Origin of the sequence: Streptacidiphilus sp. PB12-B1b (assembly GCF_014084125.1) — a bacterium.
Lineage (GTDB): Bacteria > Actinomycetota > Actinomycetes > Streptomycetales > Streptomycetaceae > Streptacidiphilus.
The window spans coordinates 3949885-3967495 of sequence record NZ_CP048405.1 but is presented as its reverse complement, the minus strand read 5'-3'; the positions used below and the strand labels follow the sequence as shown (position 1 = coordinate 3967495).

23 protein-coding genes and 2 pseudogenes are annotated in these 17611 nt (G+C 72.2%); 13 read left to right on the top strand and 12 right to left on the bottom strand.

Annotated features, from left to right (window positions below; genetic code table 11):
* Nucleotides 1–141: 141 nt before the first annotated feature.
* Nucleotides 142–348 (top strand): hypothetical protein, encoded by a 207-nt coding sequence (locus tag GXW83_RS17750; RefSeq protein WP_182444010.1) that lies wholly within the window; start codon nt 142–144, stop codon nt 346–348.
* A gap of 81 nt (nt 349–429) precedes the next feature.
* On the opposite strand, the gene GXW83_RS17745 is transcribed toward GXW83_RS17750, so the two are convergent.
* Nucleotides 430–1047 (bottom strand): TetR/AcrR family transcriptional regulator, encoded by a 618-nt coding sequence (locus GXW83_RS17745; RefSeq protein ID WP_182444011.1) that lies wholly within the window; start codon nt 1045–1047, stop codon nt 430–432.
* A 120-nt stretch (nt 1048–1167) separates the two neighbouring features.
* Here GXW83_RS17745 and GXW83_RS17740 point away from each other — a divergent pair, with 120 nt between their 5' ends.
* Entirely contained in the window at nt 1168–1626 is a 459-nt protein-coding gene (locus GXW83_RS17740) for a cupin domain-containing protein (protein WP_182444012.1), read from the top strand.
* Nucleotides 1627–2686: 1060 nt separating this feature from the next.
* Here GXW83_RS17740 and GXW83_RS17735 read toward each other — a convergent pair.
* The 7 genes from GXW83_RS17735 to GXW83_RS17705 all read right to left on the bottom strand — a co-directional run bounded on the left by GXW83_RS17735 (nt 2687) and on the right by GXW83_RS17705 (nt 7578).
* The gene (locus GXW83_RS17735; protein ID WP_182444013.1) at nt 2687–3514 is read right to left on the bottom strand and encodes an alpha/beta fold hydrolase; all 828 of its coding nucleotides are present in this window, start codon (nt 3512–3514) and stop codon (nt 2687–2689) included.
* Nucleotides 3515–3572: 58 nt separating this feature from the next.
* Entirely contained in the window at nt 3573–4298 is a 726-nt protein-coding gene (locus tag GXW83_RS34885; RefSeq protein ID WP_255431354.1) for a glycosyl hydrolase family 28 protein, read from the bottom strand.
* Nucleotides 4299–4309: 11 nt separating this feature from the next.
* Nucleotides 4310–4732, bottom strand: coding sequence for a glycosyl hydrolase family 28 protein (locus GXW83_RS34880; RefSeq protein ID WP_182444014.1), 423 nt, complete (start codon nt 4730–4732; stop codon nt 4310–4312).
* Complete coding sequence (locus GXW83_RS17720) at nt 4672–4947, bottom strand: hypothetical protein (RefSeq protein WP_182444015.1); 276 nt, start codon at nt 4945–4947, stop codon at nt 4672–4674. Before GXW83_RS17720 ends, GXW83_RS34880 begins: the two co-directional genes overlap by 61 nt.
* Before the next feature lie 361 nt (nt 4948–5308).
* Nucleotides 5309–6040, bottom strand: coding sequence for a phytanoyl-CoA dioxygenase family protein (locus GXW83_RS17715; RefSeq protein ID WP_182444016.1), 732 nt, complete (start codon nt 6038–6040; stop codon nt 5309–5311).
* Nucleotides 6041–6461: 421 nt separating this feature from the next.
* Nucleotides 6462–6698, bottom strand: coding sequence for a hypothetical protein (locus GXW83_RS17710; RefSeq protein WP_182444017.1), 237 nt, complete (start codon nt 6696–6698; stop codon nt 6462–6464).
* A 499-nt stretch (nt 6699–7197) separates the two neighbouring features.
* Complete coding sequence (locus GXW83_RS17705) at nt 7198–7578, bottom strand: ATP-binding protein (protein ID WP_225447063.1); 381 nt, start codon at nt 7576–7578, stop codon at nt 7198–7200.
* 156 nt (nt 7579–7734) lie between these two features.
* Between GXW83_RS17705 and GXW83_RS34160 the strand changes: the two are divergent.
* Nucleotides 7735–7983: pseudogene (locus tag GXW83_RS34160) on the top strand (hypothetical protein); the annotation flags it as partial.
* Nucleotides 7984–8263: 280 nt separating this feature from the next.
* On the top strand, nt 8264–8686 hold the full coding sequence (locus GXW83_RS34155) for a DUF5753 domain-containing protein (RefSeq protein WP_255431305.1): 423 nt from the start codon (nt 8264–8266) through the stop codon (nt 8684–8686).
* 174 nt (nt 8687–8860) lie between these two features.
* On the opposite strand, the pseudogene GXW83_RS17695 reads toward GXW83_RS34155, so the two are convergent.
* Nucleotides 8861–9016 (bottom strand): annotated as a pseudogene (locus GXW83_RS17695) (DUF397 domain-containing protein); the annotation flags it as partial.
* 3 nt (nt 9017–9019) lie between these two features.
* The gene (locus GXW83_RS17690; protein WP_182444020.1) at nt 9020–9880 is read right to left on the bottom strand and encodes a helix-turn-helix transcriptional regulator; all 861 of its coding nucleotides are present in this window, start codon (nt 9878–9880) and stop codon (nt 9020–9022) included.
* A 189-nt stretch (nt 9881–10069) separates the two neighbouring features.
* Here GXW83_RS17690 and GXW83_RS17685 point away from each other — a divergent pair, with 189 nt between their 5' ends.
* The 8 genes from GXW83_RS17685 to GXW83_RS17650 all read left to right on the top strand — a co-directional run bounded on the left by GXW83_RS17685 (nt 10070) and on the right by GXW83_RS17650 (nt 15035).
* A complete protein-coding gene (locus GXW83_RS17685; protein WP_370466725.1) occupies nt 10070–10498 on the top strand; it encodes an ATP-binding protein in 429 nt (142 codons plus the stop codon).
* Nucleotides 10499–10719: 221 nt separating this feature from the next.
* Nucleotides 10720–10953 carry a hypothetical protein gene (locus tag GXW83_RS17680; protein ID WP_182444018.1) on the top strand — a complete coding sequence of 78 codons (234 nt, stop codon included), beginning with the start codon at nt 10720–10722 and terminating at the stop codon, nt 10951–10953.
* Between the two features lie 68 nt (nt 10954–11021).
* Nucleotides 11022–11258: a hypothetical protein gene (locus GXW83_RS17675; RefSeq protein ID WP_182444017.1), complete on the top strand. Its 237-nt coding sequence runs from the start codon at nt 11022–11024 to the stop codon at nt 11256–11258.
* A 423-nt stretch (nt 11259–11681) separates the two neighbouring features.
* The gene (locus tag GXW83_RS17670) at nt 11682–12413 is read left to right on the top strand and encodes a phytanoyl-CoA dioxygenase family protein (RefSeq protein ID WP_182444016.1); all 732 of its coding nucleotides are present in this window, start codon (nt 11682–11684) and stop codon (nt 12411–12413) included.
* Between the two features lie 361 nt (nt 12414–12774).
* The gene (locus GXW83_RS17665; protein ID WP_182444015.1) at nt 12775–13050 is read left to right on the top strand and encodes a hypothetical protein; all 276 of its coding nucleotides are present in this window, start codon (nt 12775–12777) and stop codon (nt 13048–13050) included.
* Nucleotides 12990–13412 (top strand): glycosyl hydrolase family 28 protein, encoded by a 423-nt coding sequence (locus GXW83_RS34875; RefSeq protein ID WP_182444014.1) that lies wholly within the window; start codon nt 12990–12992, stop codon nt 13410–13412. The genes GXW83_RS17665 and GXW83_RS34875 overlap by 61 nt, the downstream gene beginning before the upstream one ends.
* Before the next feature lie 11 nt (nt 13413–13423).
* Nucleotides 13424–14149: a glycosyl hydrolase family 28 protein gene (locus tag GXW83_RS34870; protein ID WP_255431354.1), complete on the top strand. Its 726-nt coding sequence runs from the start codon at nt 13424–13426 to the stop codon at nt 14147–14149.
* A gap of 58 nt (nt 14150–14207) precedes the next feature.
* Nucleotides 14208–15035, top strand: coding sequence for an alpha/beta fold hydrolase (locus GXW83_RS17650; RefSeq protein WP_182444013.1), 828 nt, complete (start codon nt 14208–14210; stop codon nt 15033–15035).
* Nucleotides 15036–16095: 1060 nt separating this feature from the next.
* Here the strand turns inward: GXW83_RS17650 and GXW83_RS17645 are convergent.
* Nucleotides 16096–16554, bottom strand: coding sequence for a cupin domain-containing protein (locus GXW83_RS17645; RefSeq protein WP_182444012.1), 459 nt, complete (start codon nt 16552–16554; stop codon nt 16096–16098).
* Between the two features lie 120 nt (nt 16555–16674).
* Here GXW83_RS17645 and GXW83_RS17640 point away from each other — a divergent pair, with 120 nt between their 5' ends.
* Nucleotides 16675–17292 carry a TetR/AcrR family transcriptional regulator gene (locus GXW83_RS17640; protein ID WP_182444011.1) on the top strand — a complete coding sequence of 206 codons (618 nt, stop codon included), beginning with the start codon at nt 16675–16677 and terminating at the stop codon, nt 17290–17292.
* Nucleotides 17293–17373: 81 nt separating this feature from the next.
* Here the strand turns inward: GXW83_RS17640 and GXW83_RS17635 are convergent, their stop codons facing one another.
* Nucleotides 17374–17580, bottom strand: coding sequence for a hypothetical protein (locus GXW83_RS17635; RefSeq protein WP_182444010.1), 207 nt, complete (start codon nt 17578–17580; stop codon nt 17374–17376).
* Nucleotides 17581–17611 lie beyond the last annotated feature (31 nt).

Here is a 17611-nt window from a genome sequence, read left to right as displayed (position 1 = left end):
TGGCGAGGTCCGGGATCCACCGGGGCGGGTTCTCGGTCGGGTCCGGCCGGGGCGGCGCGGTGCAGGTCGCGGGGAGGCGGGCGTGCTCGGGGAGTTCGACCGGGGTGCGCTCGCCGGCGTCCGCTCGGTTCTGGGGGGCCGGTGGGCGTCTTCGCCTTCGAGTACCGGATGGGGGACCTGCTCTTCGTCTCGCGTGTGCTGGTCGCCCTGCTCGACTCCCTGCGCTGCTGCCTGTGCAACGACCACGGCCTGAGTGCCCCGGGCCGTTCGGTCGTGCGCGCCGTGTCCCGGCGCCCCGCCGGGGACTGGCGCAAAGCCCCGACCCTCCCGGCCGCCGCCGACGCGTGAGGGCGCCGTGCCCGCGGGCGCGGGTGCCCGCGCGGCGGCACCCGGTGACGGTGCGTCGGTCGGCTTGGGGGTGGGGGTGGTTCAGGGGTGGGCGGGGCCGACGTGGTGCAGGGCGGCGCGGGTGAGGGTGGTGGCGGTGTGCACGACGCTGGCGATGGCGGTCTGGGGGTCCAGTCCGTGCAGGTCGGTCAGGTTGAACAGGGCCTCGGCGCTGACCACGACCGCCAGGTCCCGCTTGAGCTGGGTCAGGGCGGCCGGGTCGGTGGTGCCCAGGGTGGCGTCCAGGGGGGACAGTGCGTGGTCGATCAGGCCGAAGCGCAGGCCGGGCCGGGCGGCGGACTCGGCGGGCCGGGTGACGGTGGAGGCGATCATCGCGCGGACCACGCCCTGGCGGGCCTGCACGTGGCGCAGCAGGAACTCGGTGGCCGCCGCGACCCGCTCCACCGGGTCCCGGCTGTCGGCCACCGGCGCCAGCGCCTGGTCCGGGGTGGGCAGCTGCCCGGCGATGGACTCCTGCAGCAGGCTGGCCAGGTCGGGGAAGTAGCGGTAGGCGGTGGCCTCGGAGACCAGTGCCGCCCGGGCGACCTCGGGCATGGTCACCTCGCCCCCGGTGCGGCCCAGCTCGGCCGCGGCCTGCACGATCGCGGTGCGCGTGCGCAGCTTCTGGTTGGCACGGCCGGCTGTGGTCTGCGACGGCATGGGTCCGCCTCCCGTTCGCACTCGGTTGGGTGATCGCGCTCCCGCGACGGGAGCCGGCTTGCATGGTACGACGCAAGCACCCTACAGTCGTGAGAGTATACTCTCACAAAGGAGTCGGTCATGAACGAGGTCTCGATCGTCCCCCCGCAGGGCGGCGAGGTGATCGACCTGGGCACCACCCGCATGCGCATCCTGGAGGACGGCAGCACCACCGCCCACCGCCTGGGCGTGGGCGAGATCACCCTGGCCCCGCACACCAGCGGCCCGCCCCAGCACCGCCACGCCCAGCACGACGAGGGCTTCTACGTCGTCTCCGGCACCGCCAGGTTCACCGTCGGGGACACCGACCACGACGCCCCCGCCGGCACCCTGGTCATGGTCCCGCCCGGCGTCCCGCACACCTTCGCCAACCCCGGCGACCAGCCCGCCGTGCTGCTCAACACCTTCACCCCCGACCTGTACGTCCAGTACTTCCGCGACCTGCGCCAGACCCTGAACGAGGGCCGCGAGCTGACCGCGCAGACCACCGCCGAGGTGATGAGCCGCTACGCCACCACCCCCGCCACCGACCACGCCTGACGGCTGCACCCGACGGCTGCACCCGACGGCCACGCCTGGCGGCTGCGCCTGGCGGCTGCGCCTGGCGGCTGCGCCTGACGGCCACGCCTGGCGGCTGTACCCGACGACTGCGCCTGACGGCCCCGCCACCGACCACGCCTGACGGCTGTACCCGACGGCTGTACCTGACGGCCACGCCTGGCGGCTGTACCTGACGGCTGTACCTGACGGCCACGCCTGGCGGCTGTACCTGACGGCTGTACCCGACGGCTGCGCCTGACGGCCCCGCCACCGGCCACGCCTGGCGGCTGTACCCGACGGCTGTACCTGACGGCCACGCCTGGCGGCTGTACCTGACGGCTGTACCTGACGGCCACGCCTGGCGGCTGTACCTGACGGCTGTACCTGACGGCCACGCCTGGCGGCTGTACCTGACGGCTGTACCTGACGGCCACGCCTGGCGGCTGTACCTGACGGCTGTACCTGACGGCCACGCCTGGCGGCTGTACCTGACGGCTGTACCTGACGGCCACGCCTGGCGGCTGTACCTGACGGCTGTACCTGACGGCTGTACCTGACGGCTGTACCTGACGGCCACGCCTGGCGGCTGTACCTGACGGCCACGCCTGGCGGCTGTACCTGACGGCTGTACCTGACGGCCACGCCTGGCGGCTGTACCTGACGACCACGCCTGACGACCACGCCTGACGGCTGTACCTGACGGCCACGCCTGGCGGCTGTACCTGACGGCCACGCCTGACGACCACGCCTGACGGCTGTACCTGACGGCCCCGCCTGACGGCTGTACCTGACGGCCACGCCTGACGGCTGTACCTGACGGCCACGCCTGACGGACCCGTCCCACCGCTGCGCCCGGCCCGCCGCACGCCGTCCCCGCCCGCCGCCGTCCCGCCCGGGCGCGCCGTCCCGCCCGGGCGCGCCGTCCGTCCCCGCCCGGGCATGGCGTCCCCGCTTCGCGCGCCGTCCGGCCCTGCCGTCCGCGTCGCGTGTCCGCGCCCCTGGGGGCCCCGGCGCGCGGCGCGGCGGGCGCGGCGGGCGCGGTGCGGCGGGTGGTGGGTGGTCAGGCGGCGTGGTTCGGTTTGACCGCGGTGTCCACGAAGGTGCCGATCGCGCCCAGGGTGGGTCCGGGCTGTTCGATGTGGGGGAAGTGTCCGGCCCCGGGCACCGGCACGAAGCGGCCGTGGGGGAAGGCGTCGGCGTACGCGCGGCCGTAGGCCGGGCCGGCGATGCCGTCCTGCTCGCCCCAGGCGACCAGTACCGGCACGGTGACCCGGTGCAGGCGCCCGCGCAGTTTCGGGTCGTGGCTGAACCCCGCGCCCGCGTAGGTCGCCAGCGCCGCCTGGTTGGCGCCCGTCGCGGCCCGCTGGGCGTCGCTGAAGGAGGCGAAGTCCGGGCGCAGCGCCGGGTCGGCGAAGGACAGTCGGCTGATCTGGGCGGGTGTCAGGGTGCGCACGTCCACGACCGGCTCCTCCGCGGCCTCGGTGTGGATGCCCACCGCGTTGAGCAGGGTCAGCGCGCCGATGCGCCCGCGGGTGTCGCGCAGGGCCATCTCGGCCGCGATCCAGCCGCCGATGGAGCTGCCGACCACCATGACCCCGGTCAGGTCGAGCGCGTCCAGCAGGTCCAGGTAGGCGACGGCCAGGTCGGCGACGGTGTCGCACCACGGGGGCCGGGGCGTGCCCTGGAAGCCGGGGTGGGTCGGGGTCAGCGCGTACACGTGCTCGGACAGCGCGGCGGCCAGCCCCGCCACCGAGCGGGGCCCGGCGCCGCCGTGCAGCAGCAGCACGCCGCTGCCCCGGGAGTCGGCGCCGTCCTCCTGGACGGTCAGGGACAGGCCGTTGGGCAGGTCGAGGGTGCGGGTGGTGCCGGTGGAGGTCGGGGCAGTCATGATGAGCGATTCCCTTCATAAGAGCTTGCTCTCATGAATATAGGCCGTTCGCATCAGTTTATGCAAGTCCACTCTCACCATGAGAGCGGGGCCTTTGAAAAGGGGAGGGGTGCCCGGACGCGTCCGCCCCGTCCCGGCCCGTCCCGGCCCGGCCCTGCCGCGCCGGGGCGAGGCGGGGCCGGGCCGGGCCGGGGCAGGTGGGGTCGGGGCGGGGCAGGCGGGGTCGGGGGGGCGTGCCGGTCGGCCGGGTGAGGGCCGTTCGGAGGGGTGTTCGCAGGGCGGGGTAGGGCGGGGAGCTGCAGTGGGGGACCGCGCCGGGGGCGGTGGTGCTGTTGGTGCTCGCCCCGGTCCCGGACGGCTTCAGGCCGCTGTCGTCGAGGGTGATGTCGGCGTACCGGGAGGTGGCCCTGGTGGTGTCCGTGCTGATGTTCTCCAGGGCCAGGCCCAGCGGGTGGCGCGCGCTCAAGCCCACCAGCGTGGACTGGGCGCTGTCCGGCGAGGACGTCACGCCGAGTCCGTTGACGACGATGCCGGTGAAGTCCGGGGTGTAGGGGCCGGTGCCGTTGGAGTAGTGGGTGTCGAAGTCCAGCGGTGCGCGCACCGCGCTCGCGCAGTTGTCCAGGTAGCCGACGGCCGACACCCGGCCGCCGCCGGCCGGTGAGGACTTGATGCGCAGGTCGGTGCTGCTGGCGCTGGCCGTGCCGGAGCTGTCGGTGCCGGTGACGGTGTTGTCCTGGACCAGGACGTTGCTCACCCCGCTGTAGGTCTGCGAGCCGATGGAGATCCCGTGGGTGCCTAGAAGTGGTCGTCCTTGACGGTGATGTCGCTGCTGGGCCGGGAGCCGCCCTTGACGGCGATGCCGTCGTCGCCGTCCTGGATGGAGGAGTCGGCGATGGTGACGTCCTTGGCGCCGGCCGGGTCGATGCCGTCGGTGTTGCGGGCGGTGTCGGGGGTCTTGATGCGCACGCCCCAGGCGGTGAAGCCGGTGCCGCCGTTGTAGACCACAAGGAAGTTGGCGGCGTTGAGCAGGTCGATGTCGTAGAGGGTGAAGTCGTCGCTGTCGTCGGCCTGGATCAGCCGCGGGTTGTTCTGCTGCTCGCCGGTGGTCTGCGCCCTGGCGGCCAGGCCCCACCAGGTGGTGGGGGAGCCCAGCATGGTCAGGTCGCCGCAGCCGTCGATGCGGCCCTGGCCGCCGGTGGGCGAACGCAGCGACTCCACGCGCCCAGGACGGTGATCAGCGGGGAGCAGCCGTCGTCGGGGCCGGACAGCGTCCCGCAGGCGGACGTGCCGTGGATCTGGTGGTCGGCCGGGTTGCGCGAGCCGTACAGGGTGACGTCGGCGGCCAGCAGCAGCACCTCGCCGCGGTGCACGGCCGGCGGGCCGGTCAGGAAGACGGTGCGGGCGGCGCCGGCGGCGGCCGGCTCCACGGCCACGGTGGCCGGGCCGCCACGGGTGCAGGCGTCCAGGGCTGCCTGGATGCGCCGGGTGTCGGCGGGGTGGCCTCGGCCAAGCGGCCCCGCACAGCGACCGGCCCCGCGCCGGGACCGGCCCACACGGCGACCAGCCCGCACGGCGACCGTCCCGCACGGCGACCGGCCCGCACGGCGACCGTCCCGCACGGCGACCGTCCCGCACGGCGACCGGCCCGCACGGCGACCGTCCCCTCACGGCGACCGTCCCCTCACGGCGACCGTCCCCTCACGGGGACTGTCCCGTACGGCGACTGTCCCCGCACGGCGACTGTCCCCTCACGGCGAGCGTTCCCGCACGGGCGCCGGGTCGGTGCGGGGTCGGTCAGTCCGTGACGTCGCGGACCGCGTCGTAGTCCAGCCAGGGGTCCTGCAGGAACGCGCGCCACCGGGCGTCGTGACCGTGCCGCTTGAGCCGGAAGTACACCGCGCACCGCGTCGCCTGCGAGGTGTTGGCCCCGATGTTGTGGCCCAGCAGGTAGTGCGCCAGCACCAGGTCCCCCGCCCTGCCGCGGACCTGCTCCGATGGGGAGGGCCGGATCGGCGGGTAGCCGCCCGCGGTGAAGAACGCGTCCGGCCCGTGCTCGCGGAAGTACCGCGCGTGGGCCAGGTGACTGCCCGGCCACACCCACAACCCCCCTGCGTCCTGATCGACCTGATCGGTCATCAGCACACCGGCGAGCAGCGTGAACGTGCCCGGCCGCCCGTCCGCCTCCGGCGGGAACCCGTCGATGTGGTGCCAGCCGGGCACGGTCGGGAACGGCGGTATGTTCAACGCCACCTGCGCCTGCCACGGCACCTCCAGCGACCCCGCCCCGGTGAGCGACTCGGCCGCCGCGAACGCCGCACTGCCCGTCAACAACCCGGCCAGGGCAGGAGACTGGCCGGTCTCGGGGAAGAAGAAGTGCGGCCCGCGTACCTCCGGCCCCGGCGGCGCGCCCCGCAGCAGCTCCTCCACCGCCCGCCACGCGGCGCCCAGCAGCTCCCGCGGCACCGCCCGCGGCACCACCACGAAGCCGCGCTCCACGAACTCCTCCACCTGCCCACGATCCAGCATGAACGGCACCGTAGATCAGCCCCCGCCCCCGGCGACCCCTTTTCCCCACCCCGCGCCGCCCACCGGGCCCCCGGCACTCCCCGTCCCGTCACCGTCCCGGCCCCTGCGCCCGCTGCGCGCCGGTACCCCCGCCACCGGCGCACCCGCCATCAGGCGTACCGGTCGCGTCCGGCCTCGGCCGGGCGGCCGCCCCGCGCAAGCCGGGACAGCCCGCCGGCAGCAGGCCGGACCCGTCAGCTCCCCCTCAGGTGCGCACCCTGCGGCGTGTGGCACGGACAACGACACCTGCGCTGCTCCGGGCTGCAGTTCGGGCCCTCGCGGCTGCTGAAGTGCCCCGAGCACAGCGCATGCAGCTCGGGACAGTCGTCGTCGTAGCAACTGCCCGAACGGCCCCGCCGCCCCGCCGTCCTGCCTGCCCCGGTCACCGGCGCCCCACTTCCTGGCCGTAAGGCTCCTGGCCGTGCGGCTCCTCGGCGAAGATGCGCCGCAGCAGGAGCAGTTCACGGCCGCCGCGAGGCTGCGCCTGCCGCCACGCCGCCCTGCCCGCCTCGGCGCGGCGCGCGGCCGCCACGAAGTCGCGGCGCGAGGGCGCCCGGAGCTGGCGTGCCATCGGCCGCCGCCGAGGCGAGACCAGCGCCGCCCACTGAACCGCGCGCACGCGGACCACCGTGCGCAGCCAACGCCACCACACCTGCAGTGCACGCAGGTTGAACCAGGAGGCCGGCGTCACTGCGCACCCCCGAGGCGACTGCGGAGGTTGGCCTCGGCGACCCGGGCCGACAACTCCTCGTGCCGGGCGGCCGGGCGGACATGCACGGGCAGCGCCTCCCACTCCACCCGCCGCCCGGCCTGCGCAGGTACAGCCGCCCGGCGCACACGTCTATCACCACGGCCGTCCGCTCCGTACGCGTATCCACCACCCAGTCGCCGACCAGTGGTGTCGGGCGCTCCGTGCTCATGGCCACCCCCACTCCTGGCACGGTGTGCTTTTCTCGCTGCTCGACTTGGCGTCGAAGGCGTCCGAGAATCGGAGCCAGCCCAACGGGCGGCCGTCATCACCCACGGCCAGGGCGCCACCGACTCTGAGCCGCCAGCACCTCGCCCCACGGTCCCAGACAAGCTCGTGCGCTAACGGAGTTGAGGACCCATCCGGGACGTCAACGGCCATAACCCATTCCTTTCAGCTTCGTTTGACACCCATCTCGCACCACACGGTTTTGCCTATGACGCGAGGGGTCACGCCCCATCGGCGGCTCAAGGCACGGACCATGGCCAGGCCACGGCCGCTTTCGGGAATGCCATCCCAGGGCCGGTGGGCTGCCGACGCGAGGCGTGCCAGATGCCCAGTCGCGCACCTCGACGCGTAAGCCCTCGTTGATCAAGTAGTAGGTGACGGCCACGCGGCTTCCTCTGGCCGCTCTGCCATGGACCACGGCATTGGTCACCAGCTCGCCGATGACGGACTCCAGGTCGTCGGCCAACTCGTCCAAGCCCCAGCGGCAGGCAACGTCGCGGGCCCTGGCACGAGCCGCCCTCACGGCGGACGAAAACGCCGATATCGGACTTGCTCCGCCTCAGTACAGGCATGCTTGCACCCCTTGGCATGGGCTGCGCAGCTCTGCGATCGACGGCCAGGGCGCTGGACTCGACGATGAGCCGACACAGTAGGTAGTTTGCACCCTGGTATCACCAAAGTGTCAAGTCACTACTTTGGGCAGTGCGGCAGCTGGTTGCCCTTACTGTCGGCTGACGGCACACTTGACCAGCAAACCTGTAGGGAGAGGCGAGCGCTGAATGCCCATCAACCCCAGCCCGACGATCCGTCAACGGCGCTTGGCGAGGCGTCTTCGAGAGCTGCGGACGACCGCGGGCTGACGCACGCCGACGCGGCTCACGTCCTCGGATCGGCGGAGTCGAAGGTCGGGCGCATCGAAAATGCCCAGTCGGGTATCAGGCTCCCGGATCTGCGGGCCCTGATGGATGCCTACGGCGTCACCGATCCGGGCGCCCGCCAAGAAATCGAGATCCTAGCCCGTGAATCGAAGCAGAAGGCTGGTGGTCCCGCTACGCCAATTCGGTCGACTCGGCCTATGCCGCATACGTGGCGGTCGAATGGGACTCGTCCGACTCTAACGTCGAGACCAACCTTGTGCCGGCTCTGCAGACGCCGGAATACACGAGGGCGACTGTTCTGCTCCAAGCCCCGGACTCAACCCCGAAGCTGTGGACGCCCAGATCGATGTGAGGCGCGAGCGCCGCAAGGTCCTCACCCGGGAGAACCCGCTCCAACTGTGGGTAATCATCTCCGAGAGCGTGCTGTACCACCGTGTCGGAGGAAAGGAGGTCATGAGAGAGCAGCTGGAGAGCCTGGTCGGCGACAGTAGGCGGCAGAACGTCGAATTGCAGGTGCTGCCTCGTGAGGACCCCATGAACGCCTGCCTCTTCGGTCCTTTCGTCATTATGAGCTTCCCCACTTCCGGCGAGACGGACATCATCTATGCCGAATCGCCTACAAGTACGTTGTACTATGAGGAGGAGGGCGATGTGGACACCTATGCCACGTTGTTTCGCCGACTCAATATGGCCGCAGCAAACGTCAGCAAGTCCCGTGAGCTCATCATGGGTGCAATCGAAGAGATGGTGTAGACGATGAAGCATTGCATTGAGTCCGCTTCGGCTGCGGGTGGAATGGTGAATCCTCGTTGCCCGGCAACAACGGCAACTGGTGGAGAAGCCGCATTGCCGGACGGGGGAAAGCGGTCCGCGACAGCAGAACGCGGATGGTCCTGCCCTCACCTCTCGACTGCTCGGAGCAGTGAAGGTCAGGGCAGGACCATCCGCGTTCTTGCTGTCGCGGACCGCTTTTCCCCCGTCCGGCAATGCGGCTATCTCCACACAGTTGCCGTTGTTGCCGGAAAACGAGGACTTCACCCATTCCAACCCCGCAGCCGAAGCGGACTCAATGCAATGCTTCATCGTCTACACCATCTCTTCGATTGCACCCATGATGAGCTCACGGGACTTGCTGACGTTTGCTGCGGCCATATTGAGTCGGCGAAACAACGTGGCATAGGTGTCCACATCGCCCTCCTCCTCATAGTACAACGTACTTGTAGGCGATTCGGCATAGATGATGTCCGTCTCGCCGGAAGTGGGGAAGCTCATAATGACGAAAGGACCGAAGAGGCAGGCGTTCATGGGGTCCTCACGAGGCAGCACCTGCAATTCGACGTTCTGCCGCCTACTGTCGCCGACCAGGCTCTCCAGCTGCTCTCTCATGACCTCCTTTCCTCCGACACGGTGGTACAGCACGCTCTCGGAGATGATTACCCACAGTTGGAGCGGGTTCTCCCGGGTGAGGACCTTGCGGCGCTCGCGCCTCACATCGATCTGGGCGTCCACAGCTTCGGGGGTTGAGTCCGGGGCTTGGAGCAGAACAGTCGCCCTCGTGTATTCCGGCGTCTGCAGAAGCCCGGGCACAAGGTTGGTCTCGACGTTGTAGAGTTCGGACGAGTCCCATTCGACCGCCACGTATGCGGCATAGGCCGAGTCGACCGAATTGGCGTAGCGGGACCACCAGCCCTTCTGCTTCGATTCACGGGCTAGGATCTCGATTTCTTGGCGGGCGCCCGGATCGGTGACGCCGTAGGCATCCATCAGGGCCCGCAGATCCGGGAGCCTGATACCCGACTGGGCATTTTCGATGCGCCCGACCTTCGACTCCGCCGATCCGAGGACGTGAGCCGCGTCGGCGTGCGTCAGCCCCGCGGTCGTCCGCAGCTCTCGAAGACGCCTCGCCAAGCGCCGTTGACGGATCGTCGGGCTGGGGTTGATGGGCATTCAGCGCTCGCCTCTCCCTACAGGTTTGCTGGTCAAGTGTGCCGTCAGCCGACAGTAAGGGCAACCAGCTGCCGCACTGCCCAAAGTAGTGACTTGACACTTTGGTGATACCAGGGTGCAAACTACCTACTGTGTCGGCTCATCGTCGAGTCCAGCGCCCTGGCCGTCGATCGCAGAGCTGCGCAGCCCATGCCAAGGGGTGCAAGCATGCCTGTACTGAGGGCGGAGCAAGTCCGATATCGGCGTTTTCGTCCCGCCGTGAGGGCGGCTCGTGCCAGGGCCCGCGACGTTGCCTGCCGCTGGGGCTTGGACGAGTTGGCCGACGACCTGGAGTCCGTCATCGGCGAGCTGGTGACCAATGCCGTGGTCCATGGCAGAGCGGCCAGAGGAAGCCGCGTGGCCGTCACCTACTACTTGATCAACGAGGGCTTACGCGTCGAGGTGCGCGACTGGGCATCTGGCACGCCTCGCGTCGGGCAGCCCACCGGCCCTGGGGATGGCATTCCCGAAAGCGGCCGTGGCCTGGCCATGGTCCGTGCCTTGAGCCGCCGATGGGGCGTGACCCCTCGCGTCATAGGCAAAACCGTGTGGTGCGAGATGGGTGTCAAACGAAGCTGAAAGGAATGGGTTATGGCCGTTGACGTCCCGGATGGGTCCTCAACTCCGTTAGCGCACGAGCTTGTCTGGGACCGTGGGGCGAGGTGCTGGCGGCTCAGAGTCGGTGGCGCCCTGGCCGTGGGTGATGACGGCCGCCCGTTGGGCTGGCTCCGATTCTCGGACGCCTTCGACGCCAAGTCGAGCAGCGAGAAAAGCACACCGTGCCAGGAGTGGGGGTGGCCATGAGCACGGAGCGCCCGACACCACTGGTCGGCGACTGGGTGGTGGATACGCGTACGGAGCGGACGGCCGTGGTGATAGACGTGTGCGCCGGGCGGCTGTACCTGCGCAGGCCGGGCGGCGGGGTGGAGTGGGAGGCGCTGCCCGTGCATGTCCGCCCGGCCGCCCGGCACGAGGAGTTGTCGGCCCGGGTCGCCGAGGCCAACCTCCGCAGTCGCCTCGGGGGTGCGCAGTGACGCCGGCCTCCTGGTTCAACCTGCGTGCACTGCAGGTGTGGTGGCGTTGGCTGCGCACGGTGGTCCGCGTGCGCGCGGTTCAGTGGGCGGCGCTGGTCTCGCCTCGGCGGCGGCCGATGGCACGCCAGCTCCGGGCGCCCTCGCGCCGCGACTTCGTGGCGGCCGCGCGCCGCGCCGAGGCGGGCAGGGCGGCGTGGCGGCAGGCGCAGCCTCGCGGCGGCCGTGAACTGCTCCTGCTGCGGCGCATCTTCGCCGAGGAGCCGCACGGCCAGGAGCCTTACGGCCAGGAAGTGGGGCGCCGGTGACCGGGGCAGGCAGGACGGCGGGGCGGCGGGGCCGTTCGGGCAGTTGCTACGACGACGACTGTCCCGAGCTGCATGCGCTGTGCTCGGGGCACTTCAGCAGCCGCGAGGGCCCGAACTGCAGCCCGGAGCAGCGCAGGTGTCGTTGTCCGTGCCACACGCCGCAGGGTGCGCACCTGAGGGGGAGCTGACGGGTCCGGCCTGCTGCCGGCGGGCTGTCCCGGCTTGCGCGGGGCGGCCGCCCGGCCGAGGCCGGACGCGACCGGTACGCCTGATGGCGGGTGCGCCGGTGGCGGGGGGTACCGGCGCGCAGCGGGCGCAGGGGCCGGGACGGTGACGGGACGGGGAGTGCCGGGGGCCCGGTGGGCGGCGCGGGGTGGGGAAAAGGGGTCGCCGGGGGCGGGGGGCTGATCTACGGTGCCGTTCATGCTGGATCGTGGGCAGGTGGAGGAGTTCGTGGAGCGCGGCTTCGTGGTGGTGCCGCGGGCGGTGCCGCGGGAGCTGCTGGGCGCCGCGTGGCGGGCGGTGGAGGAGCTGCTGCGGGGCGCGCCGCCGGGGCCGGAGGTACGCGGGCCGCACTTCTTCTTCCCCGAGACCGGCCAGTCTCCTGCCCTGGCCGGGTTGTTGACGGGCAGTGCGGCGTTCGCGGCGGCCGAGTCGCTCACCGGGGCGGGGTCGCTGGAGGTGCCGTGGCAGGCGCAGGTGGCGTTGAACATACCGCCGTTCCCGACCGTGCCCGGCTGGCACCACATCGACGGGTTCCCGCCGGAGGCGGACGGGCGGCCGGGCACGTTCACGCTGCTCGCCGGTGTGCTGATGACCGATCAGGTCGATCAGGACGCAGGGGGGTTGTGGGTGTGGCCGGGCAGTCACCTGGCCCACGCGCGGTACTTCCGCGAGCACGGGCCGGACGCGTTCTTCACCGCGGGCGGCTACCCGCCGATCCGGCCCTCCCCATCGGAGCAGGTCCGCGGCAGGGCGGGGGACCTGGTGCTGGCGCACTACCTGCTGGGCCACAACATCGGGGCCAACACCTCGCAGGCGACGCGGTGCGCGGTGTACTTCCGGCTCAAGCGGCACGGTCACGACGCCCGGTGGCGCGCGTTCCTGCAGGACCCCTGGCTGGACTACGACGCGGTCCGCGACGTCACGGACTGACCGACCCCGCACCGACCCGGCGCCCGTGCGGGAACGCTCGCCGTGAGGGGACAGTCGCCGTGCGGGGACAGTCGCCGTACGGGACAGTCCCCGTGAGGGGACGGTCGCCGTGAGGGGACGGTCGCCGTGAGGGGACGGTCGCCGTGCGGGCCGGTCGCCGTGCGGGACGGTCGCCGTGCGGGACGGTCGCCGTGCGGGCCGGTCGCCGTGCGGGACGGTCGCCGTGCGGGCTGGTCGCCGTGTGGGCCGGTCCCGGCGCGGGGCCGGTCGCTGTGCGGGGCCGCTTGGCCGAGGCCACCCCGCCGACACCCGGCGCATCCAGGCAGCCCTGGACGCCTGCACCCGTGGCGGCCCGGCCACCGTGGCCGTGGAGCCGGCCGCCGCCGGCGCCGCCCGCACCGTCTTCCTGACCGGCCCGCCGGCCGTGCACCGCGGCGAGGTGCTGCTGCTGGCCGCCGACGTCACCCTGTACGGCTCGCGCAACCCGGCCGACCACCAGATCCACGGCACGTCCGCCTGCGGGACGCTGTCCGGCCCCGACGACGGCTGCTCCCCGCTGATCACCGTCCTGGGCGCGTGGAGTCGCTGCGTTCGCCCACCGGCGGCCAGGGCCGCATCGACGGCTGCGGCGACCTGACCATGCTGGGCTCCCCCACCACCTGGTGGGGCCTGGCCGCCAGGGCGCAGACCACCGGCGAGCAGCAGAACAACCCGCGGCTGATCCAGGCCGACGACAGCGACGACTTCACCCTCTACGACATCGACCTGCTCAACGCCGCCAACTTCCTTGTGGTCTACAACGGCGGCACCGGCTTCACCGCCTGGGGCGTGCGCATCAAGACCCCCGACACCGCCCGCAACACCGACGGCATCGACCCGGCCGGCGCCAAGGACGTCACCATCGCCGACTCCTCCATCCAGGACGGCGACGACGGCATCGCCGTCAAGGGCGGCTCCCGGCCCAGCAGCGACATCACCGTCAAGGACGACCACTTCTAGGCACCCACGGGATCTCCATCGGCTCGCAGACCTACAGCGGGGTGAGCAACGTCCTGGTCCAGGACAACACCGTCACCGGCACCGACAGCTCCGGCACGGCCAGCGCCAGCAGCACCGACCTGCGCATCAAGTCCTCACCGGCCGGCGGCGGCCGGGTGTCGGCCGTCGGCTACCTGGACAACTGCGCGAGCGCGGTGCGCGCACCGCTGGACTTCGACACCCACTACTCCAACGGCACCGGCCCCTACACCCCGGACTTCACCGGCATCGTCGTCAACGGACTCGGCGTGACGTCCTCGCCGGACAGCGCCCAGTCCACGCTGGTGGGCTTGAGCGCGCGCCACCCGCTGGGCCTGGCCCTGGAGAACATCAGCACGGACACCACCAGGGCCACCTCCCGGTACGCCGACATCACCCTCGACGACAGCGGCCTGAAGCCGTCCGGGACCGGGGCGAGCACCAACAGCACCACCGCCCCCGGCGCGGTCCCCCACTGCAGCTCCCCGCCCTACCCCGCCCTGCGAACACCCCTCCGAACGGCCCTCACCCGGCCGACCGGCACGCCCCCCCGACCCCGCCTGCCCCGCCCCGACCCCACCTGCCCCGGCCCGGCCCGGCCCCGCCTCGCCCCGGCGCGGCAGGGCCGGGCCGGGACGGGCCGGGACGGGGCGGACGCGTCCGGGCACCCCTCCCCTTTTCAAAGGCCCCGCTCTCATGGTGAGAGTGGACTTGCATAAACTGATGCGAACGGCCTATATTCATGAGAGCAAGCTCTTATGAAGGGAATCGCTCATCATGACTGCCCCGACCTCCACCGGCACCACCCGCACCCTCGACCTGCCCAACGGCCTGTCCCTGACCGTCCAGGAGGACGGCGCCGACTCCCGGGGCAGCGGCGTGCTGCTGCTGCACGGCGGCGCCGGGCCCCGCTCGGTGGCGGGGCTGGCCGCCGCGCTGTCCGAGCACGTGTACGCGCTGACCCCGACCCACCCCGGCTTCCAGGGCACGCCCCGGCCCCCGTGGTGCGACACCGTCGCCGACCTGGCCGTCGCCTACCTGGACCTGCTGGACGCGCTCGACCTGACCGGGGTCATGGTGGTCGGCAGCTCCATCGGCGGCTGGATCGCGGCCGAGATGGCCCTGCGCGACACCCGCGGGCGCATCGGCGCGCTGACCCTGCTCAACGCGGTGGGCATCCACACCGAGGCCGCGGAGGAGCCGGTCGTGGACGTGCGCACCCTGACACCCGCCCAGATCAGCCGACTGTCCTTCGCCGACCCGGCGCTGCGCCCGGACTTCGCCTCCTTCAGCGACGCCCAGCGGGCCGCGACGGGCGCCAACCAGGCGGCGCTGGCGACCTACGCGGGCGCGGGGTTCAGCCACGACCCGAAACTGCGCGGGCGCCTGCACCGGGTCACCGTGCCGGTACTGGTCGCCTGGGGCGAGCAGGACGGCATCGCCGGCCCGGCCTACGGCCGCGCGTACGCCGACGCCTTCCCCCACGGCCGCTTCGTGCCGGTGCCCGGGGCCGGACACTTCCCCCACATCGAACAGCCCGGACCCACCCTGGGCGCGATCGGCACCTTCGTGGACACCGCGGTCAAACCGAACCACGCCGCCTGACCACCCACCACCCGCCGCACCGCGCCCGCCGCGCCCGCCGCGCCGCGCGCCGGGGCCCCCAGGGGCGCGGACACGCGACGCGGACGGCAGGGCCGGACGGCGCGCGAAGCGGGGACGCCATGCCCGGGCGGGGACGGACGGCGCGCCCGGGCGGGACGGCGCGCCCGGGCGGGACGGCGGCGGGCGGGGACGGCGTGCGGCGGGCCGGGCGCAGCGGTGGGACGGGTCCGTCAGGCGTGGCCGTCAGGTACAGCCGTCAGGCGTGGCCGTCAGGTACAGCCGTCAGGCGGGGCCGTCAGGTACAGCCGTCAGGCGTGGTCGTCAGGCGTGGCCGTCAGGTACAGCCGCCAGGCGTGGCCGTCAGGTACAGCCGTCAGGCGTGGTCGTCAGGCGTGGTCGTCAGGTACAGCCGCCAGGCGTGGCCGTCAGGTACAGCCGTCAGGTACAGCCGCCAGGCGTGGCCGTCAGGTACAGCCGCCAGGCGTGGCCGTCAGGTACAGCCGTCAGGTACAGCCGTCAGGTACAGCCGTCAGGTACAGCCGCCAGGCGTGGCCGTCAGGTACAGCCGTCAGGTACAGCCGCCAGGCGTGGCCGTCAGGTACAGCCGTCAGGTACAGCCGCCAGGCGTGGCCGTCAGGTACAGCCGTCAGGTACAGCCGCCAGGCGTGGCCGTCAGGTACAGCCGTCAGGTACAGCCGCCAGGCGTGGCCGTCAGGTACAGCCGTCAGGTACAGCCGCCAGGCGTGGCCGTCAGGTACAGCCGTCGGGTACAGCCGCCAGGCGTGGCCGGTGGCGGGGCCGTCAGGCGCAGCCGTCGGGTACAGCCGTCAGGTACAGCCGCCAGGCGTGGCCGTCAGGTACAGCCGTCAGGTACAGCCGCCAGGCGTGGCCGTCAGGTACAGCCGTCGGGTACAGCCGTCAGGCGTGGTCGGTGGCGGGGCCGTCAGGCGCAGTCGTCGGGTACAGCCGCCAGGCGTGGCCGTCAGGCGCAGCCGCCAGGCGCAGCCGCCAGGCGCAGCCGCCAGGCGTGGCCGTCGGGTGCAGCCGTCGGGTGCAGCCGTCAGGCGTGGTCGGTGGCGGGGGTGGTGGCGTAGCGGCTCATCACCTCGGCGGTGGTCTGCGCGGTCAGCTCGCGGCCCTCGTTCAGGGTCTGGCGCAGGTCGCGGAAGTACTGGACGTACAGGTCGGGGGTGAAGGTGTTGAGCAGCACGGCGGGCTGGTCGCCGGGGTTGGCGAAGGTGTGCGGGACGCCGGGCGGGACCATGACCAGGGTGCCGGCGGGGGCGTCGTGGTCGGTGTCCCCGACGGTGAACCTGGCGGTGCCGGAGACGACGTAGAAGCCCTCGTCGTGCTGGGCGTGGCGGTGCTGGGGCGGGCCGCTGGTGTGCGGGGCCAGGGTGATCTCGCCCACGCCCAGGCGGTGGGCGGTGGTGCTGCCGTCCTCCAGGATGCGCATGCGGGTGGTGCCCAGGTCGATCACCTCGCCGCCCTGCGGGGGGACGATCGAGACCTCGTTCATGACCGACTCCTTTGTGAGAGTATACTCTCACGACTGTAGGGTGCTTGCGTCGTACCATGCAAGCCGGCTCCCGTCGCGGGAGCGCGATCACCCAACCGAGTGCGAACGGGAGGCGGACCCATGCCGTCGCAGACCACAGCCGGCCGTGCCAACCAGAAGCTGCGCACGCGCACCGCGATCGTGCAGGCCGCGGCCGAGCTGGGCCGCACCGGGGGCGAGGTGACCATGCCCGAGGTCGCCCGGGCGGCACTGGTCTCCGAGGCCACCGCCTACCGCTACTTCCCCGACCTGGCCAGCCTGCTGCAGGAGTCCATCGCCGGGCAGCTGCCCACCCCGGACCAGGCGCTGGCGCCGGTGGCCGACAGCCGGGACCCGGTGGAGCGGGTCGCGGCGGCCACCGAGTTCCTGCTGCGCCACGTGCAGGCCCGCCAGGGCGTGGTCCGCGCGATGATCGCCTCCACCGTCACCCGGCCCGCCGAGTCCGCCGCCCGGCCCGGCCTGCGCTTCGGCCTGATCGACCACGCACTGTCCCCCCTGGACGCCACCCTGGGCACCACCGACCCGGCCGCCCTGACCCAGCTCAAGCGGGACCTGGCGGTCGTGGTCAGCGCCGAGGCCCTGTTCAACCTGACCGACCTGCACGGACTGGACCCCCAGACCGCCATCGCCAGCGTCGTGCACACCGCCACCACCCTCACCCGCGCCGCCCTGCACCACGTCGGCCCCGCCCACCCCTGAACCACCCCCACCCCCAAGCCGACCGACGCACCGTCACCGGGTGCCGCCGCGCGGGCACCCGCGCCCGCGGGCACGGCGCCCTCACGCGTCGGCGGCGGCCGGGAGGGTCGGGGCTTTGCGCCAGTCCCCGGCGGGGCGCCGGGACACGGCGCGCACGACCGAACGGCCCGGGGCACTCAGGCCGTGGTCGTTGCACAGGCAGCAGCGCAGGGAGTCGAGCAGGGCGACCAGCACACGCGAGACGAAGAGCAGGTCCCCCATCCGGTACTCGAAGGCGAAGACGCCCACCGGCCCCCCAGAACCGAGCGGACGCCGGCGA

Bases quoted from the DNA above. Each gene is read 5' to 3' on its own strand.
- GXW83_RS17745 (WP_182444011.1), bottom strand. From the start codon at position 1,047: ATGCCGTCGCAGACCACAGCCGGCCGTGCCAACCAGAAGCTGCGCACG.
- GXW83_RS17740 (WP_182444012.1), top strand. From the start codon at position 1,168: ATGAACGAGGTCTCGATCGTCCCCCCGCAGGGCGGCGAGGTGATCGAC.
- GXW83_RS17735 (WP_182444013.1), bottom strand. From the start codon at position 3,514: ATGACTGCCCCGACCTCCACCGGCACCACCCGCACCCTCGACCTGCCC.
- GXW83_RS17715 (WP_182444016.1), bottom strand. From the start codon at position 6,040: ATGCTGGATCGTGGGCAGGTGGAGGAGTTCGTGGAGCGCGGCTTCGTG.
- GXW83_RS17690 (WP_182444020.1), bottom strand. From the start codon at position 9,880: ATGCCCATCAACCCCAGCCCGACGATCCGTCAACGGCGCTTGGCGAGG.
- GXW83_RS17685 (WP_370466725.1), top strand. From the start codon at position 10,070: ATGCCAAGGGGTGCAAGCATGCCTGTACTGAGGGCGGAGCAAGTCCGA.
- GXW83_RS17680 (WP_182444018.1), top strand. From the start codon at position 10,720: ATGAGCACGGAGCGCCCGACACCACTGGTCGGCGACTGGGTGGTGGAT.
- GXW83_RS17670 (WP_182444016.1), top strand. From the start codon at position 11,682: ATGCTGGATCGTGGGCAGGTGGAGGAGTTCGTGGAGCGCGGCTTCGTG.
- GXW83_RS17650 (WP_182444013.1), top strand. From the start codon at position 14,208: ATGACTGCCCCGACCTCCACCGGCACCACCCGCACCCTCGACCTGCCC.
- GXW83_RS17645 (WP_182444012.1), bottom strand. From the start codon at position 16,554: ATGAACGAGGTCTCGATCGTCCCCCCGCAGGGCGGCGAGGTGATCGAC.
- GXW83_RS17640 (WP_182444011.1), top strand. From the start codon at position 16,675: ATGCCGTCGCAGACCACAGCCGGCCGTGCCAACCAGAAGCTGCGCACG.